Here is a 22,839-nt window from a genome sequence, read left to right as displayed (position 1 = left end):
GGGGCATTCTACTCGGAAACCGTTTTGAGGAAAGCGACCTTATTGCGCTGTGCCAGCACGGGCGATATAGCTGGCCGGATTGACCAGACGGCCATCCTTGCGCACCTCGAAATGCACGTGTGCACCCGTGGAACGCCCTGTACTGCCGACAAGCGCTATCGCCTGACCGCGCTGCACCAGATCGCCAACCTGTACCAGGTTGCTCTGGTTGTGTGCATACAGCGTGGTGTAGCCCTCGGCATGACTGACCTCCACCAGATTGCCGTATGCCCCGCTGCGCTCGGAACGCGTAACCACGCCGGCGGCCACGGAAAGCACCTCGCTGCCTGCCTTGGCAGCGAAATCCATGCCGTTATGGGAACTCAGCCGTCCTGTTAGCGGATCACTGCGTCGACCGAAAGGCGAGGACACGTAGCCGAGCATCACGGGACGACCGGAGAGGCTCTCCGCTTCGCTGACACGCCGGTCGGCAAGAAGCTGCTCCAGCACTTCGAGCTGCTGCTCGCGGCTGTCGAGGCGCAACGCCAGCTCGTCGAGCGCCTGCATAAAGGAAGGGGGGCTATAGTCCACTCCCTCCACTGGCTCTTCCAGGCCGCCACGCCCGACATCAAGGGAAAAGTCGAATTCGCTGGCGTCCAGGTCGGCCAGCTCGGTCAGGCGCTCGCCCAGCGCGTCAAGGCGCGTCAGGCGCGCCTGGAGATCGGCGACGTGTAGGCTGAAGGCATCGAGCTGACGCTGGGCGTCCTCGCGGGTGGTGTCGATTCTGGCCAGTTGCTCGCTGAGCAACTGCGCAGCACCGTGCGGTTCCGGCGCCTGAACAGTAGGGGTCATCCAGGACCCCAGCGCGGCACCACCGGCTGCGACCGAAAGCAACACGCCGGCCAGCGCACCGCAAAGCAGACGCAGGTCGAGGTGAAGTGATCGCGTCGCGCCGTTACGGCGGCTCAGCATGATGATGTGCATGTAGTCGTAGTCCCTCAAGTGAAGACGCAGGCCGGCAACGATGATCTGCTACCATGCCGGCTGTTCATTCCCAGGCGTCCTGCCATGTCTTTTCGTCCATTGCCGGCCCGTGCTTCCGCCGCGCTGCTGCGCGAAGCGAAGCCACTCAGGGCCCTGTTCGGCGAAGCTCAACGGCTCGCCAAACTGCAACAGCTGCTGGAAAGCCAGCTTCAACCCGCCGCGCGGGAACACTGCCGCGTGGCGACCTGGCAGCAGGGCGCCCTGCTGTTGATCGTTACCGATGGTCACTGGGCTACCCGGCTGCGCTATCAACAACGTCGGCTATTGCGCCAACTGCAGGCATTCGAAGAGTTCGGGACCTTAACGAAAATACATTTCAAGGTGCAACCGCCCGACGTCCAAAGGCGTGCAGCCGGTCGCATAACGACGATTTCAGCCGGCGCATCGGAGAATATCAAGGCAACTGCCGAAGGAATTTCCGATCCGCGACTGCGCGCCGCGCTCGAACGGCTGGCCAGCCACACGCAGACGCCTGAGCGCTGAAACCCGCAGAGACACCTGTTTCCCGTCAGCTCGTTACCGCACGTTCCTGGGCACGTTAGGATGTGTCGACTCGCTCTGCCGACATACCCGCTCACCTCAGGAGGCTATATATGCTGATCGGCGCTCTGCTCGTCGTGGCCTGGTTCGTACTGCTCATCCGCTATCCGCTACGGGCGTTGCCGATTTCGCTCGGCGCTCTGGCCGGTCTCGGCCTGGTCGCAGCCTGGGTCCTCTGGCAGGAACACCGCGAGAACCAGCTGCTGGCGCGCCTGGAGATGCGCATGAACTACTCACCGACCAGCTGCCCGGCTGAGCGCCCGCTGCAGGTTCAACTGCGCAATCTCAGCGACAAACCCTTGCAAAGCCTGCGCTGGGATATCACCGCTTTCACCCCGGGCAGCCAGCTGGACCTGGTGACCTCAGCCTTCGAGTCGCCGCGCTACCAGGGGCCAGGTGACTTGCAGCCAGGCCAGAACTGGCAGACGTGCCTGCCGACTCCACCCCTGCGCCCGGGGTACCGAGCCAGCTCGCTGGAGTTTCGCGCCGAGCGCCTGCAAGGCAAGTTCGCCGACTGAGCAGCCCCGCAAGACAGCCGAGGCTCGCAATCGCTATGCTGCGGTCATTCCTAATATAAGCAGGAGGCTGCCCATGCCGATCCCCGTCGCGCTCATCACCGGATGCTCCAGCGGTATCGGCCTGGCGCTTGCCGAGGCCTTCCAGGCGGCGGGATACCGCGTATGGGCCACGGCCCGCAAACCGTCCGACCTGGTGGCACTCGACGCGGCAGGGTTCGTCTCCTGGCGGCTCGACGTGAACGACGCCGACATGATCGCCTCGCTGGCAGCAGCGCTGACCGCACAGGAAGGCCGCCTCGACGTGCTGATCAATAACGCCGGCTACGGCGCCATGGGGCCGTTGCTCGATGGCGGCGCCGAAGCATTGCGCCGACAGTTCGAAACCAACGTCTTCGCCCCCGTCGAACTGACCCGCGCCTGTTTCGGTCTGCTGCGCACGACGAGCGGCCTGGTGATCAACATCGGCAGCGTCTCGGGCGTGCTCGTCACGCCCTACGCGGGCGCCTACTGCGCCTCGAAGGCGGCGATACACGCGATCAACGAAGCCTTGCGCCTCGAGCTGTCACCATTCGGCATCGACGTGATGGAAGTCCAGCCCGGTGCCATCGCATCGCGTTTCGGCGAGCACGCCAGCGAACAGGTAGATCAGTTGGTGAGCGAGGCATCGCCCTGGTGGCCATTCAGGAATGGAATCCATGCCCGAGCGCGCGCCTCGCAGGACAACCCTACACCAGCACGGGAGCTGGCCGATGCGGTAATCGCCGCAATAGCCAGGCCCAAGCGGCCGCGTCTGTTACGCATCGGCAACGGCAGCCGCGCGCTGCCAATGCTGGCGCGCTGGATGCCAACGACCGTGATCGACGCCCTGCTGAAAAAGCGCTTCGGGCTGAACGAGCGACCATGAGAGGAGCGCTCGCCGCGCAACTCATTTTACTGTATAAATGAACAGCTATCGCATCTAGCGAATCACTTACCAATGGAGCGGAGGTGGCAAATGGCCGTCGAAGTGGTGTACCGCAGCAGCCGGGATCTGGAGCGTTTATTCATGGATAAAGCCGAAGCTGACCGTTACGACAAGATGCTGGAACTGGCCGAGGCGCTCGCTACGGTCCTGCACAAGGCGGTGCCGTCGCTGACCGAACAGCAGACAGAAGATGTCGGCATCTATATGGCCAGGCATCGCGAGCTCTTCGCCAAGGCATTCAAGAGCAGCCCCGAGGCGCTCTCTGAATTGCCTACGGACGACAGCGCGACCTGACACGCAAGCCCCGCGCCGTCATTCGGCGCCTGCGGGGTGGCCACCGCTCGGACGAAAGGCCAGGCTGCGGGAAACTGTTACCACGTATTTGGGTCCACTGCTGGCAGCCACCTATACAGGTAATCAGCATGAACAGTCCTTTCAAACTGATCAGTGACGTGTTCCAGCCCAAGTACCGAGTCAACTTCAGCATCGAAAAGCCCGACGGCAGCATTCTGCTGACGCTTTCGGATGACAACGGCGTTGCGGTGAAGCGTTTCATGTCCGCAGAACAGTGGCAGGATCAGGAAAAGCTGCAGCGCCTGATCACCAGCTTGAGCATGAGCCTGGCGATCGAGCGCGGCGATTCGTCGTCCAAGGTCGCCGCGTCCAGCGGCCGCCAGATGCCCGAATCGGCCATGGCCTGATCCAACAGCCTGATGCCTGCAGGCTGCCTCGCGTGATCCGCTCGTTACGATAAGAACAACAACAACCTTTCTACCCCTGTACCGTTCCATGCGAACGCGTGCTGGTTTCGCCACGTCCGCGCGAAGGAGAGCCGGACGCTGGACGAAACCGCCTCGGCGAGCTTTGATGAATGAGGCCTCCAATGGAGTTCTCATGAACCCTCGTCACGCCTGCCTGCAATGCCTGAACCGTAAGCCGCCGGACCTTTTCGGTGCCTCGCTCTGGGTAGCCGTCGAACATGACCGCTCGCTGGATATCGACGCGGTGCAGGCCAGCCTGTCGCAGCTTTGCCTGCAGCTGGATGCAATGCTCCCCGTGCTGCCGCCTCGCGAACTGGCCCAGCCACTGCTTCGCCAACTGTGCGCTCTGGGCTTTCACCAGGACGACGATCGCCCGCTGCTGCCCCGGGCGGCGCGAGTGGATCTGGTGCTACGGCGACGCCTGGGACAACCGCTGTCGATCGCGATCATTGCCCTGGAGCTGGCAAGACGGCTGGAGATCCCGCTGGTTGGAGTCAATTTCCCGGGTCATGTCCTGCTCAAGGCGCCGGGCAGTGACCATCTACTCGACCCCTGCACGGGACGGCGCCTCTATCCGCGAGAGTGCCAAGCCCTGCTCGACCGCTACTTCAAGGGTGGACTGGCCCTGCAAGCGCACCACCTGCTCCCATGCGATGCCCGCTATCTGGTGCAGCGCCTGTCGCGCAACCTGCGCCAGCTTCATCAGCAGACCTCAGACCCGCTGGCGGCGCTGCGCGATGCCGAAAGGGTCATCGAACTCGGCTCGCCAACACTGAACGATCATCTGGCGCGGGCTGACCTCTATCGCCTGCTGGAATGCCCCCAAGGTGAGCGCTTCGATCTCGAGCACGCCCTGTTGCTCAGCGAAGACCCGATGCAGCGCATCGCGCTGACGCAGCGTCTACGTTCGCTCCAGCGACCGCTCGCTTTCCACTAGCGCATCGCCCTTGCTCAGAGCAGCGCAAGCGCCTTGGCTTTGGCGACGGCCTGGGTACGACGGGCAACACCCAGCTTGGTGTTGATCCGCCGAGCATGGGTCTTCACCGTATGCAGCGAGATGAACAGTTGCTCGGCAATCTCCAGATTCGAGCAACCCTGGGCGATCAGTTTGAGCACCGTCAACTCACGGTTGCTGAGCACGCTCTCATCAGCCGGGACGGCAGGCTCTTCGACCTCCTGCTCGTATTGCAGCAAGCGTTCCCTCAGGCTTTCGCCGCGGCACGCAGGCAACACGCGAGCGAGCCACTGAGGCTGACGGAGCTGAAATTCGTAGAGCGGCTTGACCAGCTTCTGCCGGGCCGCTTCAGCCAGCGCCCTGCCCAGTTCCACCTCCGCTTCGGCTGGCCGCCCTGCCGCTGCGTAGGCTTCGGCGAGCGTAAAGCGGCACTCACAGGCAAGCCCCAGCTGTTGGGCCTGCACAGATCGCTCGATCAGCTCGCGCAGCCGAACCACCGCCTCCCCCGCATGCCCTTCGAGCACATCGGCCACGGCCAGATAGCGCTGCAGACGCGGTATCAGCTCGTAGAATCCTGAAGGAGGCAGGTAGTCGCCGCCCCGATACAGCTCCTCGACCTGGGCCAGCGCGCCGCGCGCCTTCTTCAGTTCGCCCTGATGCAGCCAGGCGACGCCCGTCAGCAACAGCAGCAACCCGCGAAAACGTGCTTCAGGCACGTGCCGCCACTGCATCAGCCGCTCGGCTTCGCGTAGCCAGTGATAGGCTGCGGTGAAGTCCTGGGTGCGCGCCGCCAGTTCGGCCAGGCCCAGGTAGCCATAGAACGCATAGGAATCGCCGCAGGTTTCGGTCTCCACACGGCCTTTCTGATAGGCGACACGCGCGCCTTCGTCGAGCCCCTGATAGGACAGCAAGTGCCCCTGCAACAACTGCAACCGCCCGAGGATCGGGCTATGGCGCACGGTATCGCGCAGGGCCAGCAAAGCCTCATCCAGCACACCGACGGCGCGGTCCAGCTCGCCAGTGATTTCCAACAGCTGGATGCGGTCGGTACTCAACATGACTTCGTAAAGCACGCTGCCCTTGAGGCGCGCCAGCTTCATACCTTCGCTGTTGTAATGCTGCGCCAGATCGAACCGCCCTTCTGCCATCGACTGCTGCGTCAAGGCCTGGAAGCACAGCACGCGCTGAGCCCAGGCATTGTCGGCCAACACCTCGAGTGCTTGCAGGCAATGCTCGCGCGCGCCCGGCTCACCCCTCAAGCGCGCAACGAAACCACGTAGCGCCTGCCACTGGGCCAGCAACTGCGTCTGCCGCCGCGCATCGGGTTGTGGGAAGAACTTCGCCAAATCGGCCAGGCACTCTTCGGCTTCGTCCAGCCGCGCGCAGATGACCAGCGCCCAGCCGTGAAGAACAATCAGGCGGGTGGTGCTGGCAAACAGCGCATGGGGTAGCTCGCTGCGCCATTTGAGGAAGTGCGAGACGTTTTCCCCGATCAGCAACTGCTCCTGACCGAAGCGCTGCAGGTAATTGGCCGCCACCTCCGGCTGTCCCGCCCATAGGGCATGCTCGACGGCTTCGCGCATCTCCCCGCGACTGGCGAACCACTGGCAGGCGCGCAGGTGAACCTGGGTGGGCAGCACCGCCTCGGGCAGACGCTGGAGGATCAGCGCGAGCGGACGCCACAGCCGATACCACTGGCCGCAGCTGTCGACCTGATGGACGAAGAGCTGGAAGGTCTTGAGCAGCTGCAACAGATCGCTGCCGCCACCTTCGAGCACATGGTCGCAAAGCTCGGCCGAGAAACGCGGCATGCGGGCCAATGCGAAAAGTGCGCGACGCACATCTTCGCCCTGGCCGTCGAGCACTTCACGGTGGATGTAATCGCGCAGCAACGGCGTGCCCGCCCCGAGCCGCTCGCGCAGAGCCTGCTCGTCGGCGTTGAGCAACAACAGACAGACGCCCGCCAGCCATCCTTCGGTGGTGCGCATCAGCTCGTCGAAGGTGTCGCTCGGCAGCCGATGCCCCTGCGCTTCAAGCAACCGTCGCAGTTCGTCCGCGGTCAGCGCCAGTGCTTCGGCCTCCACCTCCAGCAGGTCGCCCTGCAACAGCAGGCGAGGCAGCTTCCAGGCCGGCTGACGGCGACTGCTGACCCACCAAGAAAGCGAGCGAGGGCCCTGCTCGATGAGCGCATCGAGGCATTGATCGAGGTCCGGGCTGACGTGCCGCGGGTAATCGTCGAGCATGATCCACAACGGCCGATGCGATCGTCCGAGCAGCGCGATCAGGTCATCCTGCATCTGGCCATGCCGTTCACCGGAACAGCCGAGGGCGAGACTCAATCGGGTGTAGAGATCTTCAGGGGTGAACGACCGACCACCCAGATCCAGCCAGATGACCTGCATGTCCGATGGAGCCTGGCGCGCGCACTCGCTCATCAGCACGCTCTTGCCGAAACCTGCCGGCGCGCAGATCAGGCGTAGACGGCAATCGGCCGTCAGCAGTGATGTGGCCAGACGAGGGCGAGGCAGATGCAGGGGCGGCAGTCGGGGCACGCCTGCGACATGCAGCGGGGCGGGGGCGGACGCATTGATGGCACCAAGACTGAGGCGTACGGACATGGCTACCTTCTCTCTGCTCGAGACAATCCCTTGAAAAGCGTCGCGGGCATACGGATATGAAAGGAGGCGGCCTCCCTTTTGGCCGCCCTCTTCGCATTACTGCCTAACGTCGCCGGGCCGTCGTTCGCATTATTGTTCGATGGCCTTAATGGCCAACAAGTATCATCTATCCTCCTATTCAACACAAAAAAGGCGGCCAAATGGCCGCCTTATCCAGCAATCGAATACCTCTCGATCAACGTACCCCAGCGTTACGCAGCGCCGCTGGCGTGAAATCGCGAGCGGAAGCCTTGTATCCGTACTGGTGTGGTTTTTCCTCGTTCGACATGCCGATCGCGATGTAGCGACCGGAAATGATGTCGTACAGCGCCTCGAAGGCGTAGGTCGGCACCTTCAGGTTGTAGTACTGGATCATGTGGGCCTCGCCGACCCGCCAGAGCTGACCACGGCCGTCGTATAGCTCGGAGTGGGCAATGTTCCAAGTGTCTTCGTCGATGAAGAATCGACGCTTTCCATAAATGTTGCGCTCACCCTGCTTGAGCGTGGCCTCGACTTCCCACACGCGGTGCAGCTCGTAACGAGCCAGGTCTTGATTGACGTGGCCGGCCTTGATGATGTCGCTGTACTTGAGGTCGCTGGAGGCAATCTCGTAGCTGTTGTAGGGGATGTACAGCTCGCGCTTGCCGACCAGCTTCCAGTCGTAGCGGTCCGGCGCGCCGCTGAACATGTTGAAGTTATCGGTGGTGCGCATGCCGTCGGCGGCGGTACCGGGACCGTCGTAGGCCACCTGCGGCGCGCGACGCACACGACGCTGACCGGCGTTGTAGATCCAGGCCTGGCGCGGCTCCCTGACCTGGTCGATCGAGTCGTGGACCAGCAGCACGTTACCGGCCAGGCGCGACGGCGCCGTTACCCGCTGCTTGAAGAACAGCAGCGCGTTCTTCGCCCGCTCTGGATCGAGGTCGGTCATCTCGCTGGGGAACGCCACCTCGTCCTCGAAGGACACAAGGGTATAACTGCCGTTGGTCTGCGGGGTGGCCTGGACGATGTTGCGACGCACGTTGCCACCACGGTAGGCGGTCAAGTGGTTCCAGATGGCCTCGAGGCCGTTCTTCGGAATCGGGAAGGCGTAATAACGGCTATCGGTGAAATTCTGCAGGCCATTGCCGCCTTCGATCAGTTCAGTGTTCAGCGCGCTCTTCTTCGCTGCCTCGTAGATCGCATCGGGCGCCGCAGCCGTGCGGTGGGTCGGGAAGACCCGCATCTTGTAGGTTTCGGGATAGCGCTTGAACATGGCCAGCTGCCCGGCGGACAGCTTGTCCTTGTACTGCTCGACGTTCTGCGCCGTAATCACGAATTGCGGTTGTTCGTTGGCGAAAGGATTGCCGATATGGCCGGAGGACTTGAGCGGCGCGGCGTTGGTCGGCAGGCCACCCGTCCACTCGGGAATGGTGCCCGCGGCGTTGCCGGCTTTTTCGGCACCCAGCGGGGTCAGGGTGCTGCCGAGCTTGGCCGCCTCCTCTTGCGAAACGGCCGCCATCACGCTGCTGGCGAGCAGGGAGAAAGCCAGCGCACTGATCAGCTTCGTTGTTGTTTTCATACGATTCCACTTCCTCGTTAATCTTGTTTTTGGTCAGAGGCCTTGCGTATCGCTCGCCGATCGGCCAGCAGAAATACCCGGAGGCGTTCCTGCGGCCTGGCGTTGTAACTGAACAGACCTCCTTAGAAGTTCATGCCCACGCTGAGTGCGAGGAAGTCACGGTCAACCAGGGTGTTGTAGTCGCCGCCGAAGAAATCGGTGTACGACAGACTGACGGTGTAAGTGTTCTGGTATTCGGCATCCAGGCCGATGCTGACAGCCTTGGAGCCTTCGTTGAACACCGGGCTATAGCCGTGGACGTCATGCGAGAAGGTAATGTTCGGCGTCAGGTTCACACCTGCGAACACGTTGCTGTAGTTGGCCAAACCCCGCAGGCGGTAGCCCCACGAGTCGGCTGTAGCGAAGCCGTCGTTGCCGTATCGAGCGTTATCGAGACCGTAGATCGAATCACGCCCATAACGCAGGTCGCTCTTGCTTTCCAGGCCGCCGATATGGAGGTAGCCGATCTCACCCACCAAGGTGACCCGGCCTGCGCCCAGCACCTGATCGATGAAGTGAGTGAAGGTGGTTTGCAGCTGGGTCATCTCTTTGCGGTTGTAGCCGCGGTGAACCTGGTCGGCCGCCGCCGCTCCGCCAGCGACGACAGAGGTCGCCAGACGCTGCGTCAAATCGGTGGTATTGATCTGCAGCGGTGCATTCGGACGGTAGCTGATCTCGCCCGACCATGCCGTCCCGGTCGGCAGCGTCGTCGAGAAGCTGGCCCCGTAAAGCCGGATGTCCTCAGGGTATTCCAGATAGTAGGAACCCCTCCCGAGCAGAACCGCCTGGGCGCTGGCCCCTGCACCCAACGCAGCGCCGATGCTGGCCAGATCCGCGTTCTGCAGGGTCACGTTGGGAGTACGGCTGTGGTAGTTCATGAAATACACGCCGTACTCGGCGGCGTCGGCCAGCCAACGCAGCGCTACGCCGTACTGCCCGGAGTCCCGGGCATCGCGGTCACCGGCACGTCTTACCACCACACCTTCGGAGGTCGTGTCGATGCCAAAGCCCGCACGCAGTGCAGCCTGTTGGGCAGGGCTGAACGAGGTGGTGCCCACCGTATAGTTCATGTCGCAGCCATCGGCCAGCACGTCGGACCCGAAGAAGGTTCCGCAGTTATCGACGATGGTCTGGTCCCACTCCAGCTGGTAGAAGCCTTCGACGCTCAGTTGGTCAGACAAACCCTGGGAGAGGTAAACCATGTTCACCGGAATCAGACCTTCCTTGAGTTCGGCACCCGGACGACGCAGGGCGGCGGCGTCCAGCGGGTTGATCGAGTTGATCGAGTTGCCGATGAAGGTGCTTTCGCCCCAGCTGACCACCTGGCGGCCGAAGCGGACGGTGCCGGGCAGGTCGCCTGCCACGTAGTTGTGATAGATGAAGGCGTCGAGGATCTGCGCGCCCGAAGACTGGGCCGCGGTCTTACGATTACTGTCACTGATGTCCTTGAACAGCCGGCTCTCGTCCTTCAGTTCGAAGTCGTACCAGTACTTGCCGCGAACGAACGCGCCGCTGTCGCGATAGCGCAGTTCCAGGTCATGAACGCCTTTGAAGATCTTCGAAAACGTCTCGCCCTTCTTGAAGTTCAGACGGTTGTCATCGCCCGTCTGGGTGTAGCCGGTACCGCCATTGGTCACGCCGACCAGATCCATGTCGCGATCGGTGGTCGACCAGCTAGCGCCGATGGACATGGACGAATCGAACTGCCCCTCGATCTCACCGATGTTGAAGTTCACTGCGAAGGCCGGGGTGGCAGTCCCCAGTGCAATCGCAACGGCGAGCAGTTTTGGCTGGAAGAATCCTTGCCTTTTTGTTGTTGTCATACGGCACTCCTGGTTGGTTCTAATGTGAGCTAACCCTAACCAGACGGTAGAAAGCGGTTAAGCGCACTAAGGTTTGATTTGTCTTGTAATTCTTTAGTATGAATACCCTTCCCAGCACTGGCTCGCGGAGCTGCATTTCGCCAAGGGCGGCTGGCAGGTTCCATCGAGCTTAGTGCCGAAGCCCACCCCTGCAAAGCACAGCGCATCGGCGGTGGCCGGGGCGGGGCATCGCAGGCCACGGGACGCCAGGCCCGCGAGGCAATTGCGTCGCGACGAGACGTGACCGCTCACATTCACGCGCAGGCGATTGCCCTTGCGCATAAAGCGTTACCAAGCACTTGCGGATGGGGTGAAAGGAAACAGCCGAAACCGATCAGCTCTCGAACTGCTGGCGCATCCAGGCGAGATAGCGGTGCGCGTCCGGGTCGCCCTCATGCGGTGCCCAGTCTGGTCGTTCGGCCCCCTCGGGAGCGCGATAAGGGCCGGCCTTGCACTCGAACATCATGGTGTCGGCATCAAGCACGACGAATGCATGAAAGGTCCCCGGAGGCAGGTCAACACCGACACATTCGCCGCCGGCCTCCAGGATCCGCCGTTCGACCACCGCGCCAGCGTCATTGAACACCAGCAGACCGAGTCGACCACGCAGGACCAGGATGCCTTCCGATTTATCGGCTTCGAGGTGGCGATGAGGCGCGATATAGGTATCGGGCTGCAGCCCCACCGCCAAGCGATGGCAGGGTTCGCTCATCTGATGAAACGCGTGATGATGGCGTCGCCGTGTACTGGACCGGGCGGCGCCCGCGAGGTCATCGAAGAGCGCCTGGTCCAGGTAGCGCGGCGCGCTCATTACAGACCTTTTACCGCGTAGATACCGGCCGCGTTACGCCAGTAGCCTTTGTAGTCCATGCCGTAGCCGAAGATATAGCGATCGATGCAGCTCAGCCCGACGAAGTCCGCCTTGAGGTCGGGGCGCGCCTTGCGCTGATGATCCTTGTCGATCAGCACCGCGGTATGAACCGCTGCGGCGCCGGCGTGATGGCAGAAGTCGATGATCGCCCCCAGCGTATGGCCTTCATCGAGAATGTCATCGATGATCAGCACGTCCCGGTCGATAAAGGATATCTCCGGCTTCGCTTTCCAGAAAAGCTCACCACCGCTGGTCTCGTTGCGGTACCGCGTGGCATGCAGGTAGGACAGCTCCAGCGGGAAACCCAGCTTGGTCACCAACTTGCCGGCGAAGATCAGTCCACCATTCATCACGCAGAACACTACCGGATTGCGTTCGGCCAACTCGCCGTTGATTTTCTCGGCCACCTGGTCGATCGCCGCCTCCACCTCGGCTTCGGTGTAGAGGCAGTCGGCCTCGTCCATGACTTGGCGGATATGTGCGAGCTCGGCGGGCATAATGCTTGGTTCTCCAGAAGTGCAGGTGCGGACAGGCAACCAGCCTAGCAGCCATTACCGCCAGGTGGCATACACAGCGATCCAACGGGCCGCTGCGTCCAGATAAAAGGGCGCGACGATACCCATCCTCGGGGCGAGCGGCAAGCCGCAGGGCCCGATCCGCATAGCCGCTGGCCTGGGGATGCTTTAATCTAAGCCGGTTTTTTTGCCCGCCGGAGCCGTCATGCCCATTCAAGAGATCCGCCATCCGCTGATCCGTCACAAGGTCGGCCTCATGCGCCGCGCCGACATCAGCACCAAGAACTTCCGCGAACTGGCTCAAGAAGTCGGTTCCATCCTCACCTATGAAGCCACGCGGGACCTGCCGCTCGAGCATTATTCCATCGAGGGCTGGTGCGGGCCGGTCGAGGTCGAGAAGATTTCCGGCAAGAAGATCACCGTGGTGCCCATCCTGCGGGCCGGTATCGGCATGCTCGATGGCGTGCTCAGCCTGATTCCCGGCGCAAAGGTCAGTGCGGTGGGCATCGCACGCAACGAGGAAACCCTCAAGGCGCACACCTACCTGGAAAAGCTGGTTCCCGAAATCGACCAGCGCCTGGCGATGATCATCGATCCGATGTTGGCCACTGGCGGCTCGATGGTCGCGACCATCGACATGCTGAAGAAGGCTGGCTGCAAGGAGATCCGCGCGCTGGTACTGGTCGCAGCCCCGGAGGGCATCGCCGCCGTGGAGAAGGCCCACCCGGACGTGACCATCTTCACCGCCTCGATCGATCAGAAGCTCGATGCCAACGGCTACATCATTCCCGGCCTGGGCGATGCGGGCGACAAGATCTTCGGCACCAAGCAGAAGGACGTCTGAGCATGCAGGAACACATGAGCGATCCGCTCTGGCGTCAGGCGCTGGCCGGCTCGCAGATGCTGTTCGTGGCATTCGGCGCGCTAGTGCTGATGCCACTGATCACCGGGATGGACCCCAACGTCGCCCTTTTCACCGCCGGCCTGGGCACCCTGGTGTTCCACCTGGTCACCCGCAACCAGGTGCCGGTTTTCCTGGCGTCGAGCTTCGCCTTCATCGCCCCGATCCTGGCGGCCCAGGTCGAGTTCGGCCTGCCAGCGACCCTCGGGGGCCTGGTCGCGGCGGGAGTCATGTACATGCTGCTGGCCGGTGCGGTAAAGCTCAAGGGCACCGGCTTCATCGACCGCCTGCTGCCGCCCGTGGTGATTGGCCCGGTGATCATGTCGATCGGCCTGGGGCTCGCCCCGGTGGCGGCGAACATGGCGATGGGCAAGGCCGGTGACGCCAGCGTGCAGCTGGTACCCTACGACACCGCATTGATGATCTCGCTGCCTGCGCTGCTGACCACACTGGTGGTGGCGGTGGTCGGCAAGGGCATTTTCCGCCTGGTGCCAATCCTGGCCGGTGTGGCCGTTGGCTACCTCCTCTCCTGGCTGCTGGGTGTGGTGAGTTTCGCGTCCATCGCGGCCGCGCCCTGGCTGGCACTGCCGAAGTTCGTCGCTCCCGAGTTCCACTGGGGGGCGATCCTGTTCATGCTGCCGGTCGCCATCGCGCCGGCAATCGAGCACATCGGCGATGTCCTGGCGATCGGCACCGTGACGGGCAAGAACTACCTGAAGAAGCCCGGCCTGCACCGCACCCTGCTCGGCGATGGCCTTGCCACCTCGGCGGCAGGACTGCTGGGTGGGCCGCCCAACACCACCTACTCGGAGGTGACGGGGGCCGTCATGCTGACGAAGAACTTCAACCCACGAGTGATGCTGTGGGCCGCTGGCGTCGCCATCGTGCTGGCCTTCATCGGCAAGTTCGGCGCAGCACTGCAGAGCATCCCGGTACCGGTCATGGGCGGCATTCTGTGCCTGCTGTTCGGCTCCATTGCGGTGGTCGGGCTGAACACGCTGATCCGTCACCAGGTCGATCTTTCCGAAGCGCGTAATCTGGTGATCGTCGCGGTGACGCTTGTGTTCGGTATCGGCGGGATGGTCATCGGGGCAGGCGATGTCAGCCTCAAGGGCATCTCGCTGTGCGGAATCATCGCCATTCTGCTCAACCTGCTGCTCCCCGGCGGCCACGGCTGGCGTGACCGCGACGGCCACGACCCGCTCACTGACGACTAACCGGCTGGCTGAAAGGCGCGCTCGGGCGCGCCTTTTTCATGCCTGAGCTTTGCCAGCGAGCCAGAGACTGCTGCTCAAATGGCCTGAGCGGCCCGACGACAAAGCTGCGCCAGTGCCGTGACCCAGCGAGGGTGATCGTTCATGCAGGGCACCAGTGCCAGTTCCTCGCCTCCCGCCGCGATGAACTGATCGCGTCCGCGATCACCGATTTCTTCCAGCGTTTCGATGCAATCGGCGACGAATGCCGGACACATCACCAGCAGTCGCTTCACGCCCTGCGCGGCGAGCTCGTCGATCCGCGTCTCGGTGTAGGGCTCAATCCACTTGTCCTTGCCCAGCCGGGACTGGAACGACACCGACCATTGGCCCGGATGCAACCCCGCGCGCTCAGCAAACAGTTCGGCGGTGCGCAGGCACTGACTGCGATAACAGCATGCAAGCACCTCGTCGCTGACCCCGTGGCTGTCGGCGGCGCGCAGATCATGTCCAGCATCCTTGACCAGCTTGCGGATATGCCGCTCGGGCAAGCCATGAAAGCTCAGCAGCAGGTGGTCGAAACTCTCCTGCAAGTGAGGCCGCGCACTTTCAACCAGCGCATCGAGGTATTCGGGCTGATCGTAGAACGGCGGCAGCACATTGATCTCGAACTTCAGCCCGTGCTTGGCGACCACCCGTCGCGCTTCTTCAATCGCGGTAGTGGTGGTGCTGTCGGCGAATTGGGGATAGAGCGGCGCCAGGGTCAGGGTGTCGACGCCCCGCTCTGCCAGGCGCAGCAGGACCGGCTCGATCGACGGCTCGCCATAGCGCATCGCGAGTTCTACCGGCCCCTGGGTCCACTGCGCTTGCATCTTCTCCTGCAGCCGCCGGCTGAGCACGATCAGCGGCGAACCCTCCTCCCACCAGATCGACTCGTAGGCGCGTGCCGATTGCGCCGGACGTCGGATCAATATCAACGACACCAGCAAGCGCCTCAAGGGCCAGGGCAAGTCGACGACATTGGGATCCATCAGGAACTGGTCGAGGTAGCGACGCACATCGCCGACCTGAGGTGAAGCAGGCGAACCCAGGTTAACCAGCAAAAGCGCATGGGTCATGGCAGATCCTATCGATAGAGCCGGCAAGCCGACGTGAACGTGGCGTCATTATAAAAACGCCCGGCCCTGTGTGCCGCTTATAAACATTGATGGGCTCGATTGGGTTTTTTTCGCTGCGCCGGGAAGACCATCGGTCAGCAAATCCAGCCGTGAAGGTCGTCGCGCAACCACGAGCAAACCATCCGTTTTAGTCTGTCGAGATGACAAGGCGTATTGCGCCCAGCCCTGAGGTCTGATTAGTTACTGGCTGCAATCTGCAGGAGCACCGAGCGCCCGCATGGCATCCCGGCCTGCTGCCCCGGCCTGCAAGAAACGAGGATAACCATGAGCATCCCCATCGCCATCATCGGCACCGGCATCGCCGGGCTATCCGCCGCACAGGCTCTGGTCGAGGCGGGCCTGGACGTTCAATTGTTCGACAAAAGCCGCGGCAGCGGCGGACGCATGGCCAGCAAGCGCAGCGAAAGCGGCTCGCTCGATCTCGGCGCACAGTACTTCACCGCCCGTGATCGCCGCTTCGCCGAAGCGGTGCAGCAATGGCGCGCCCGGGGCTGGGCAGCCGAGTGGACACCGGCCCTGTATCACGCCCGCGAGGGTCGCTTGAGCCCGTCGCCGGACGAACAGGTTCGCTGGGTCGGCACGCCGCGCATGAGTTCGATCACCCGCGCCATGCTCGGCGCGCTACCCGTGCAGTTTTCCTGCCGCATCACCGAGGTGTTCCGCGGAGACCAGCACTGGCACCTGCAGGACGCCGACGGCAACAGCCATGGCCCGTTCAGTCACGCCATCGTCGCCACCCCTGCCCCGCAGGCGACCAATCTGCTGGCGGCGGCCCCCAAGCTTGCCAGCGTGGCGGCCAGTGTCACCATGGAGCCCACCTGGTCGGTGGCGCTGAGCTTTGCAGAGCCGCTCGACACCCCGGTCGAAGGCTGCTTCGCCCAGGACAGCCCACTCGACTGGCTGGCGCGCACCCAGAGCAAGCCGGGCCGCGCGCCCAGCCCTGACAGCTGGGTGCTGCACGCCAGCAGTGAATGGAGCCGACACAACCTGGACCTTTCCAAGGAGTGTGTCATCGAAGCCCTGCACGGCGCATTCGCCGAGATGATTGGATGCGCCGTACCACCTCCGGTCGAAAGCATCGCCCACCGCTGGCTCTATGCCAGACCGGCGACCGCCCATCAGTGGGGTGCTCTGTCCGACGGCGACCTGGGCCTTTATGCCTGCGGCGATTGGTGCTCGTCCGGGCGAGTCGAAGGCGCCTGGCTCAGTGGCCAGGAAACGGCCAAGCGACTGCAGGCGCATATCGCCAACCACGCATGGAATTGACCTGCGATCCGGCCGCTATCGCGGCTGGCGCCCGCCTCGCAGAACCGCACCGCCCGGCCGCCAAGCATGCACTCGCGCCTGGCGGACGTTAGACTGCGCCGATGAACGACTCGCTGATCCCGCACCAAGACCTCTCCCCCCAAGAACCCGCCGTTAGCTGCTCGACCTGCGCCGCCTGCTGCTGCCGGCTGGAGGTCATGCTGATCAGCGAAACCGGAGTTCCCGAGCGCTATATCGAGACCGACCGTTGGGGTGGCCAGGTGATGCGCCGACTCGACGATGGCTGGTGTGCGGCACTGGACCGCGACAGCATGCGCTGCACCATCTACGCCAACCGTCCATGGATCTGCAGGGAATTCGAAACAGGCTCGCAGGACTGCCTGGAAGAGCGCAGCGACCTGCTGGTCGCCTACCGCTGAAGCGGGCGGATCGACGGCGCGATCCGCCCGTCAGGCTCAGAACGCCATGCGGTAGTGCACCGCGTAGCTCTCGACGCCGTCGTTGGGCTTCTTGATGCCCGCGTTGGAATAATGGATCGCCCGCACACCGATTTCGTGCCCGCCGTTGAAGCGAAGGCCCAGGCCGATGCGGTCTTCGAACTGGAAGGCAGTGCTCAGGTCGTTGTTTTCCAGCTCGGTGTTCTCGAACAGCGCGACGCCGATACCCGCTTCGATATAAGGCCGCACGGTCTGTCCGGCGAACTCGTAAACGAACACGGGCGCGAACGAAAGGCTGTGGTTGGCGGTGGTCTCGTCACCTTCCCAATAGGTGTAACCAGCATCCCAGTAGCCGGTCAGTCGGCCAACACTGGTCTGGAACCAGCTTCTCTGGAAATCGAACTGCGCCCCCAGACGGTAGGTCATGGTCGATTCGCCAGTCTGGCCGACCGCCGCAGTCAGCGACATGGCGTTAGCAGCTACAGGTGCCAGAGAGCAGGCTGTCAGCGCAGCCAGGGCGATCAGTTTTTTCATCGGAACATCCTTATCGACGCGGAAATGAATTATTTTGTATCGACTTCATGTCAGAAACCAGGCGAAGCGGGGAGTTCCTAACCGGAGAAAAACGACACCTCTGCCGCCTCGCCCCAGAGCGCCGGCAACACCTTTTCCAGACGCTGCGGATCGCCGCTGCTCCAGAACTCGACACCCCCTGCGCCCGGCCGCCTCAGGCCCTTTTCGGCGAGCAACGCCTCGAGCCGTCTGGCAACCGCTTCGCCGGTATCGATCAGGCTGATATCGGCCGGCAGCATCTCGCGCAGCAGCGGCTTGATGAAGGGATAATGCGTACAGCCGAGGATCAGCGTATCGCAGCCGGCCTCAAGCAGCGGCGCGACGAAGCTTTCGAGCAGTTTTCGTGTATGCGCCCCGTCCAGCGCCCCCGCCTCGATGCACTCGACCAGCCCCGGACAGGGCTGAGTCACGACCCGTACGTCGCTGGCGAACCGATCGAGCAAGGCGGCGAACTTGGCGCTCTGCAGGGTTCCCGTGGTCGCGAGCACGCCCACCACGCCGCTGCGGGTAGCCCGCGCGGCAGGCTTGACGGCGGGTTCCATACCAACCAGCGGCAGGTTTGGATAACGCTCGCGCAGCTCGACGATGCCCGCGGCCGTGGCCGTATTGCAGGCCACCACCAGGGCCTTGGCGCCGCGCTCGAGGAGGAAGCGGGCAATCACCTGGCAGCGTTCGCGGATGAAGGCCTGGGTTTTCTCGCCATAGGGGACGTGGCCGCTGTCGGCCAGATAGAGCAACGACTCGCCCGGCAGCCGCGATCGGATCTCGCGCAGTACCGACAGCCCGCCCACGCCGGAATCGAATACCCCGATGGGCGCATGACTAGCCACTGAGGCCACCACACACCGCGCAGGCCGGGTCGCGCTTGACGCGCAGCTCGCGGATCCGCGAGGAAAACCCGTCGATCAGCAACAGGCGCCCCACCAGCGGCTCGCCGAAGCCGGCCAGCAACTTCAGCGCCTCGAGCGCCTGCAGGCTGCCGACCAGCCCCACCAGCGGCCCGAGCACACCAGCCTCGCTGCAGGTCAACTCCCCTTCGCTGCCATGACCATAGAGGCAGTGGTAGCAGGGACTGAGCTCATCTCGCGGATCGAACACCGAGAGCTGCCCCTCCAGACGGATCGCCGCACCGCTGACCAGCGGTTTGCGCGCCTCCACACACGCCTTGTTGATCGCCTCGCGAATGGAGAAGTTGTCGGTGCAGTCCACCACCAGGTCAACCGCCTGTACCGCGGTCTCCAGCGAGTCGGCATCGAGCCCCGCCCGATGCCCCTGCGTCACCACCTCGGGGTTGAGCGCGGTAAGTCGTGCGATAGCCGAATCGACCTTGGACAGACCGACCGACTCGGTGTCATGGGCGATCTGCCGCTGCAAATTGGTCAGATCGACCTGATCGAAATCGGCCAGATGCAGTTCGCCGACACCGGCGGCGGCGAGGTATAGCGCGACCGGCGAGCCCAACCCCCCAAGCCCCACGATCAGCACGCGGCTGCCCTTGAGCTTGAGCTGCCCCTCGATATCGACCTGCTTGAGCAGGATCTGCCGGCTGTAGCGCAGCAGTTCGTCGTCAGTGAGCATCGCCACCCTCCTCCGGGACAGGCAGGTTAGAGGCCAGCCGCCCGAGGCTGACCCGTGGATTGCCGCCCAGATCCGTGCGGCTGCGGACCTGGACGAACCCCTGCGCGATCAGCAGCGCCCGCACCGCGTCGGCCTGATCGTAGCCGTGCTCGAGCAGCAGCCAGCCGTCGGCCTCCAGGTGCTGCGGCGCCTGATCGATGATCAGGCGAATATCGTCCAAACCATCGTCACCGGCCACGAGCGCGCTGCGCGGCTCGAAGCGCACATCGCCCTGGGTCAGATGGGGATCGCTTGAAGGAATGTAAGGGGGGTTGCTGACGATCAGCGCGAAACGCGCATCCGCCAGACCGACGAACCAGTCACTCGCCATGAAGCTCGCGTTGCGCACGCCAAGCCGCTGGCGATTGCGCTCGGCCAACGCCACCGCCGCCTCGATCCGGTCGACGCCCAGCACCCGCCAGGCGGGACGCTCGATCGCAAGAGCCAACGCAATAGCGCCGGTTCCGCTCCCCAGATCCAGCACCCGGGCGGTCACAGACGCGGGCAGCACATCAAGGGCGGTTTCCACCAGCAGTTCGGTATCCGGGCGGGGAATCAGGGTATCCGGCGCGACTTCCAGATCCAGGCTCCAGAAGCCCTGCCGGCCAAGGATGTAGGCGACCGGCTCGCCCTGCCGCCGACGCGCCAGGCTGGCCGCGAAACGCTCGGCCGCCTCGGCCGGCACTTCGCGTTCCGGCCAGGTACGCAGATAGCTCAAGGGTTTGTCGAGTGCAGCGGCCAGCAGCCATTCGCTGTCCACCCGAGGACTCGGCGAATCGGGCAGGTCGGCGTTTTTCAGCAGTGCGGCAATGGTGGGCAGTAGCATCTGGGATCCGGCAGGCAGAACATCCATGGCGGCAAAATTATCGGCCACCGTCTCGGCGGTGGCACGCATCAATCGCCCAGCGCGGCCAACTGATCGGCCTGGTACTCGAGCAGCAGCGGCTCGATCACCTGCTCGACCGCGCCCCCGACCACCTCGTTGAGCGAATACAGGGTCAGGTTGATGCGGTGATCGGTCACCCGCCCCTGGGGAAAGTTGTAGGTGCGGATTCGCTCGGAGCGATCACCCGACCCCACCAGCAGCTTGCGCGTGTCGGAAATCTCCTTGTGCGCGGCGGCGTCCTGCTGGTCCTGCAGCTTGGCCGCCAGCCAGGCCATGGCCTTGGCGCGGTTCTTGTGCTGCGAGCGTTCCTCCTGGCACTCCACCACGATGCCGGTGGGCAGGTGCGTGATGCGGATCGCCGAATCCGTCTTGTTCACGTGCTGGCCGCCCGCACCGGAAGAGCGGTAGGTGTCGACGCGCAAGTCGGCGGGGTTGATCTCGATGGCCGTCTGCTCGTCCGGCTCTGGCAACACCGCGACGGTGCAGGCCGAGGTGTGGATACGGCCCTGGGACTCGGTTTCCGGTACGCGCTGAACGCGGTGGGCGCCGGATTCGAACTTGAGCTTGGCGTAGACGTTGTCGCCTTCCACCCGTGCGATCACTTCCTTGTAGCCGCCATGCTCGCCGAGGCTTTCGGACAGGATCTCGACACGCCAGCCCTGACGCTCGGCGTAGCGCGAATACATGCGGAACAGATCCCCGGAGAAGATCGCCGCCTCGTCGCCACCCGTGCCGGCACGAATCTCGAGAAACACGTTGCGTCCGTCGTTTGGATCCCTGGGCAGCAGCATCCGTTGCAAGTCCTGCTCGAGCCGCGCCAGGTGCTCACGTGCCTGCTCGACTTCTTCGGCAGCCATTTCCCGCAGGTCGGGGTCGCTGTCCTTGAGCAGCGCCTGGGCACCTTCCAGATCGCTCTCCACCTTGCGCAATTCGCGGTAGGCACCGATGACCGGCTCGACCTCGGCGTATTCCTTGGAATAACTGCGAAATTTGTTCTGGTCGCTGATCACTTCGGCATCGCCGAGCAGCGCCGTCAGTTCCTCGAAACGATCCTGCAGGGTGTCGAGCTTGTTGAGCAGCGAGGCTTTCATCATTTGTCCGGGCTCTCGTTGAGAGCGAAGAGTTCCTGCGCCATGGTCAGGGCCTCGATACGGCCTTCGGCAGAAAGTTTTTTCAGCTGCACGCTGGGTGCATGCAGCAGTTTGTTGGTGAGTCCGCGGGCAAGCGCCGCCAGCACGTCATCGGCGGACGCGCCGTTGGCCAGCAGTCGCTGCGCGCGGGAAAGCTCTTCATCGCGAATACGCTCGGCCTGCTGACGATAGGCCTTGAGCACGTCCACCGCGGCCAGCTCGCGCAGCCGCAGCATAAAGTCTTCGGTGCCAGCGGCCACCAGCTCTTCGGCGGCCATCGCGGCGCCCTGGCGACTTTTGAGGTTTTCGGCGACGACCTCATGCAGGTCGTCGACCGTATAGAGGTAGACGTCGTCCAGCTCGCCAACCTGCGGCTCTATGTCGCGCGGCACCGCAATGTCGACCATGAACATCGGCTTGTGTTTACGGCGTTTGAGTGCCTGTTCGACAGCACCCTTGCCGAGAATCGGCAGCTGGCTGGCCGTGGAGCTGATGACGATGTCGCTATTGGCCAGCTCGTCCGGAATGTCGGCGAGCAGGATCGCATGAGCACCGAACTGCTCGGCCAATGCACTGGCGCGCTCCAGCGTACGGTTGGCGACGACGATGCGCTTGACGCCCTGCTCGTGCAGGTGCCGGGCAACCAGGGTAATGGTCTCGCCCGCGCCGATCAGCAGCGCCTGGCTGCGGTCGAGGTTGCTGAAGATCTGTCGCGCCAGGCTGACCGCGGCAAAGGCCACGGAGACCGGGTTCTCACCGATGGCCGTATCGGTCCGCACCGTCTTGGCCGTGCTGAACGTGGCCTGGAACAACCGCCCAAGCAATGGTCCGACGCTGCCCGCTTCCCGCGCCACGGCATAGGCGGACTTCATCTGCCCGAGGATCTGCGGCTCGCCGAGAACCATCGAGTCGAGCCCGGCGGCGACGCGCATCATATGCCGCACCGCTTCGTCGTCCGTGTGCACGTAGGCGCAGGCCTTGAGATCGTCCAGGTCGAGGCGGTGATAGCTGGCCAGCCAGGCCAGCACGGCGTCGGCCTCCACCTGATCCTGCTCCAGGTAGAGCTCGCTGCGGTTGCAGGTCGACAGGATCGCCGCTTCGCGAGTAGCCGTAACCCGGCACAACTGCTGCAGAGCTTCAACGGTCTGCTCGGGTGTGAAAGCCACGCGCTCACGGACGTCCACCGAGGCGGTCTTGTGGTTGATGCCAAGCGCGATGAAGGGCATGCAGGGTCGCTGACTAAAAAACGGAGCCCGCAATTGTCCTACTTCGCCTGATCCAGAACAACCACCGCCGCCAATTGTCCCAGCTGCTGTTGAACCCAGCCGACCACCTCGCCAGGGCCGCCCCATGTGCTTGCCCCATGGCTTGTGTCATCATGCCGCGAACGCA

The 22,839-nt window shown here is 63.5% G+C and carries 23 protein-coding genes; 10 read left to right on the top strand and 13 right to left on the bottom strand.

What is annotated here, in order from left to right; translation table 11 throughout:
• Positions 1–39: 39 nt before the first annotated feature.
• Positions 40–963, bottom strand: coding sequence for a M23 family metallopeptidase (locus G7026_RS21990; RefSeq protein WP_181073195.1), 924 nt, complete (start codon positions 961–963; stop codon positions 40–42).
• An 84-nt stretch (positions 964–1,047) separates the two neighbouring features.
• On the opposite strand from G7026_RS21990, the gene G7026_RS21985 reads away from it, so the two are divergent.
• From G7026_RS21985 to G7026_RS21960, 6 genes are all read left to right on the top strand, one after another.
• A complete protein-coding gene (locus G7026_RS21985; protein ID WP_181073203.1) occupies positions 1,048–1,506 on the top strand; it encodes a DciA family protein in 459 nt (152 codons plus the stop codon).
• Positions 1,507–1,616: 110 nt separating this feature from the next.
• Positions 1,617–2,081, top strand: a complete 465-nt coding sequence (locus G7026_RS21980) for a multidrug transporter (RefSeq protein ID WP_181073194.1) — start codon at positions 1,617–1,619, stop codon at positions 2,079–2,081.
• Between the two features lie 73 nt (positions 2,082–2,154).
• Positions 2,155–2,985 carry an SDR family oxidoreductase gene (locus tag G7026_RS21975; RefSeq protein ID WP_181073193.1) on the top strand — a complete coding sequence of 277 codons (831 nt, stop codon included), beginning with the start codon at positions 2,155–2,157 and terminating at the stop codon, positions 2,983–2,985.
• 90 nt (positions 2,986–3,075) lie between these two features.
• Positions 3,076–3,339, top strand: coding sequence for a YebG family protein (locus G7026_RS21970; RefSeq protein WP_181073192.1), 264 nt, complete (start codon positions 3,076–3,078; stop codon positions 3,337–3,339).
• A gap of 128 nt (positions 3,340–3,467) precedes the next feature.
• On the top strand, positions 3,468–3,746 hold the full coding sequence (locus G7026_RS21965) for a DUF3509 domain-containing protein (RefSeq protein WP_181073191.1): 279 nt from the start codon (positions 3,468–3,470) through the stop codon (positions 3,744–3,746).
• A 193-nt stretch (positions 3,747–3,939) separates the two neighbouring features.
• On the top strand, positions 3,940–4,743 hold the full coding sequence (locus G7026_RS21960) for a SirB1 family protein (RefSeq protein ID WP_181073190.1): 804 nt from the start codon (positions 3,940–3,942) through the stop codon (positions 4,741–4,743).
• Positions 4,744–4,757: 14 nt separating this feature from the next.
• Here the strand turns inward: G7026_RS21960 and G7026_RS21955 are convergent, their stop codons facing one another.
• The 5 genes from G7026_RS21955 to G7026_RS21935 form a co-directional block, all read right to left on the bottom strand.
• Positions 4,758–7,379 (bottom strand): LuxR C-terminal-related transcriptional regulator, encoded by a 2,622-nt coding sequence (locus G7026_RS21955; protein WP_181073189.1) that lies wholly within the window; start codon positions 7,377–7,379, stop codon positions 4,758–4,760.
• 235 nt (positions 7,380–7,614) lie between these two features.
• Entirely contained in the window at positions 7,615–8,979 is a 1,365-nt protein-coding gene (locus tag G7026_RS21950) for a DUF1329 domain-containing protein (protein ID WP_181073188.1), read from the bottom strand.
• A gap of 122 nt (positions 8,980–9,101) precedes the next feature.
• The gene (locus tag G7026_RS21945) at positions 9,102–10,841 is read right to left on the bottom strand and encodes a DUF1302 domain-containing protein (protein WP_181073187.1); all 1,740 of its coding nucleotides are present in this window, start codon (positions 10,839–10,841) and stop codon (positions 9,102–9,104) included.
• Between the two features lie 373 nt (positions 10,842–11,214).
• Positions 11,215–11,691, bottom strand: a complete 477-nt coding sequence (locus G7026_RS21940) for a WbuC family cupin fold metalloprotein (RefSeq protein WP_181073186.1) — start codon at positions 11,689–11,691, stop codon at positions 11,215–11,217.
• Complete coding sequence (locus G7026_RS21935; RefSeq protein ID WP_181073185.1) at positions 11,691–12,248, bottom strand: hypoxanthine-guanine phosphoribosyltransferase; 558 nt, start codon at positions 12,246–12,248, stop codon at positions 11,691–11,693. The genes G7026_RS21940 and G7026_RS21935 overlap by 1 nt, the downstream gene beginning before the upstream one ends.
• 223 nt (positions 12,249–12,471) lie before the next feature.
• On the opposite strand from G7026_RS21935, the gene upp reads away from it, so the two are divergent.
• The gene (gene upp / locus G7026_RS21930; protein WP_181073184.1) at positions 12,472–13,110 is read left to right on the top strand and encodes a uracil phosphoribosyltransferase; all 639 of its coding nucleotides are present in this window, start codon (positions 12,472–12,474) and stop codon (positions 13,108–13,110) included.
• Positions 13,111–13,112: 2 nt separating this feature from the next.
• Entirely contained in the window at positions 13,113–14,384 is a 1,272-nt protein-coding gene (locus G7026_RS21925) for a uracil-xanthine permease family protein (RefSeq protein WP_181073183.1), read from the top strand.
• A 74-nt stretch (positions 14,385–14,458) separates the two neighbouring features.
• Here the strand turns inward: G7026_RS21925 and hemH are convergent, their stop codons facing one another.
• Positions 14,459–15,478 carry a ferrochelatase gene (gene hemH / locus G7026_RS21920; RefSeq protein WP_181073182.1) on the bottom strand — a complete coding sequence of 340 codons (1,020 nt, stop codon included), beginning with the start codon at positions 15,476–15,478 and terminating at the stop codon, positions 14,459–14,461.
• Positions 15,479–15,802: 324 nt separating this feature from the next.
• On the opposite strand from hemH, the gene G7026_RS21915 reads away from it, so the two are divergent.
• Both G7026_RS21915 and G7026_RS21910 read left to right on the top strand, forming a co-directional pair.
• Positions 15,803–16,804, top strand: a complete 1,002-nt coding sequence (locus G7026_RS21915; RefSeq protein ID WP_181073181.1) for an NAD(P)/FAD-dependent oxidoreductase — start codon at positions 15,803–15,805, stop codon at positions 16,802–16,804.
• A gap of 101 nt (positions 16,805–16,905) precedes the next feature.
• Entirely contained in the window at positions 16,906–17,223 is a 318-nt protein-coding gene (locus G7026_RS21910) for a YkgJ family cysteine cluster protein (RefSeq protein WP_181073180.1), read from the top strand.
• Positions 17,224–17,259: 36 nt separating this feature from the next.
• Here G7026_RS21910 and G7026_RS21905 read toward each other — a convergent pair whose 3' ends face one another.
• The 6 genes from G7026_RS21905 to hemA form a co-directional block, all read right to left on the bottom strand.
• Complete coding sequence (locus tag G7026_RS21905; RefSeq protein WP_181073179.1) at positions 17,260–17,775, bottom strand: acyloxyacyl hydrolase; 516 nt, start codon at positions 17,773–17,775, stop codon at positions 17,260–17,262.
• 77 nt (positions 17,776–17,852) lie between these two features.
• Positions 17,853–18,644: a glutamate racemase gene (gene murI, locus G7026_RS21900; protein WP_181073178.1), complete on the bottom strand. Its 792-nt coding sequence runs from the start codon at positions 18,642–18,644 to the stop codon at positions 17,853–17,855.
• Positions 18,637–19,392: a molybdopterin-synthase adenylyltransferase MoeB gene (locus tag G7026_RS21895; RefSeq protein WP_181073177.1), complete on the bottom strand. Its 756-nt coding sequence runs from the start codon at positions 19,390–19,392 to the stop codon at positions 18,637–18,639. Before G7026_RS21895 ends, murI begins: the two co-directional genes overlap by 8 nt.
• Positions 19,382–20,251, bottom strand: a complete 870-nt coding sequence (gene prmC, locus G7026_RS21890; protein WP_181073202.1) for a peptide chain release factor N(5)-glutamine methyltransferase — start codon at positions 20,249–20,251, stop codon at positions 19,382–19,384. Before prmC ends, G7026_RS21895 begins: the two co-directional genes overlap by 11 nt.
• A 74-nt stretch (positions 20,252–20,325) precedes the next feature.
• Positions 20,326–21,408, bottom strand: coding sequence for a peptide chain release factor 1 (prfA, locus tag G7026_RS21885; protein WP_181073176.1), 1,083 nt, complete (start codon positions 21,406–21,408; stop codon positions 20,326–20,328).
• The gene (gene hemA / locus G7026_RS21880; RefSeq protein ID WP_181073175.1) at positions 21,408–22,673 is read right to left on the bottom strand and encodes a glutamyl-tRNA reductase; all 1,266 of its coding nucleotides are present in this window, start codon (positions 22,671–22,673) and stop codon (positions 21,408–21,410) included. Before hemA ends, prfA begins: the two co-directional genes overlap by 1 nt.
• Positions 22,674–22,839 lie beyond the last annotated feature (166 nt).

It is taken from the genome of Stutzerimonas azotifigens (assembly GCF_013522725.1).
Classification (GTDB): domain Bacteria; phylum Pseudomonadota; class Gammaproteobacteria; order Pseudomonadales; family Pseudomonadaceae; genus Stutzerimonas; species Stutzerimonas azotifigens_A.
Note: the sequence above shows the minus strand (reverse complement) of the source record. Positions and strands in the feature narration are given on the sequence as shown.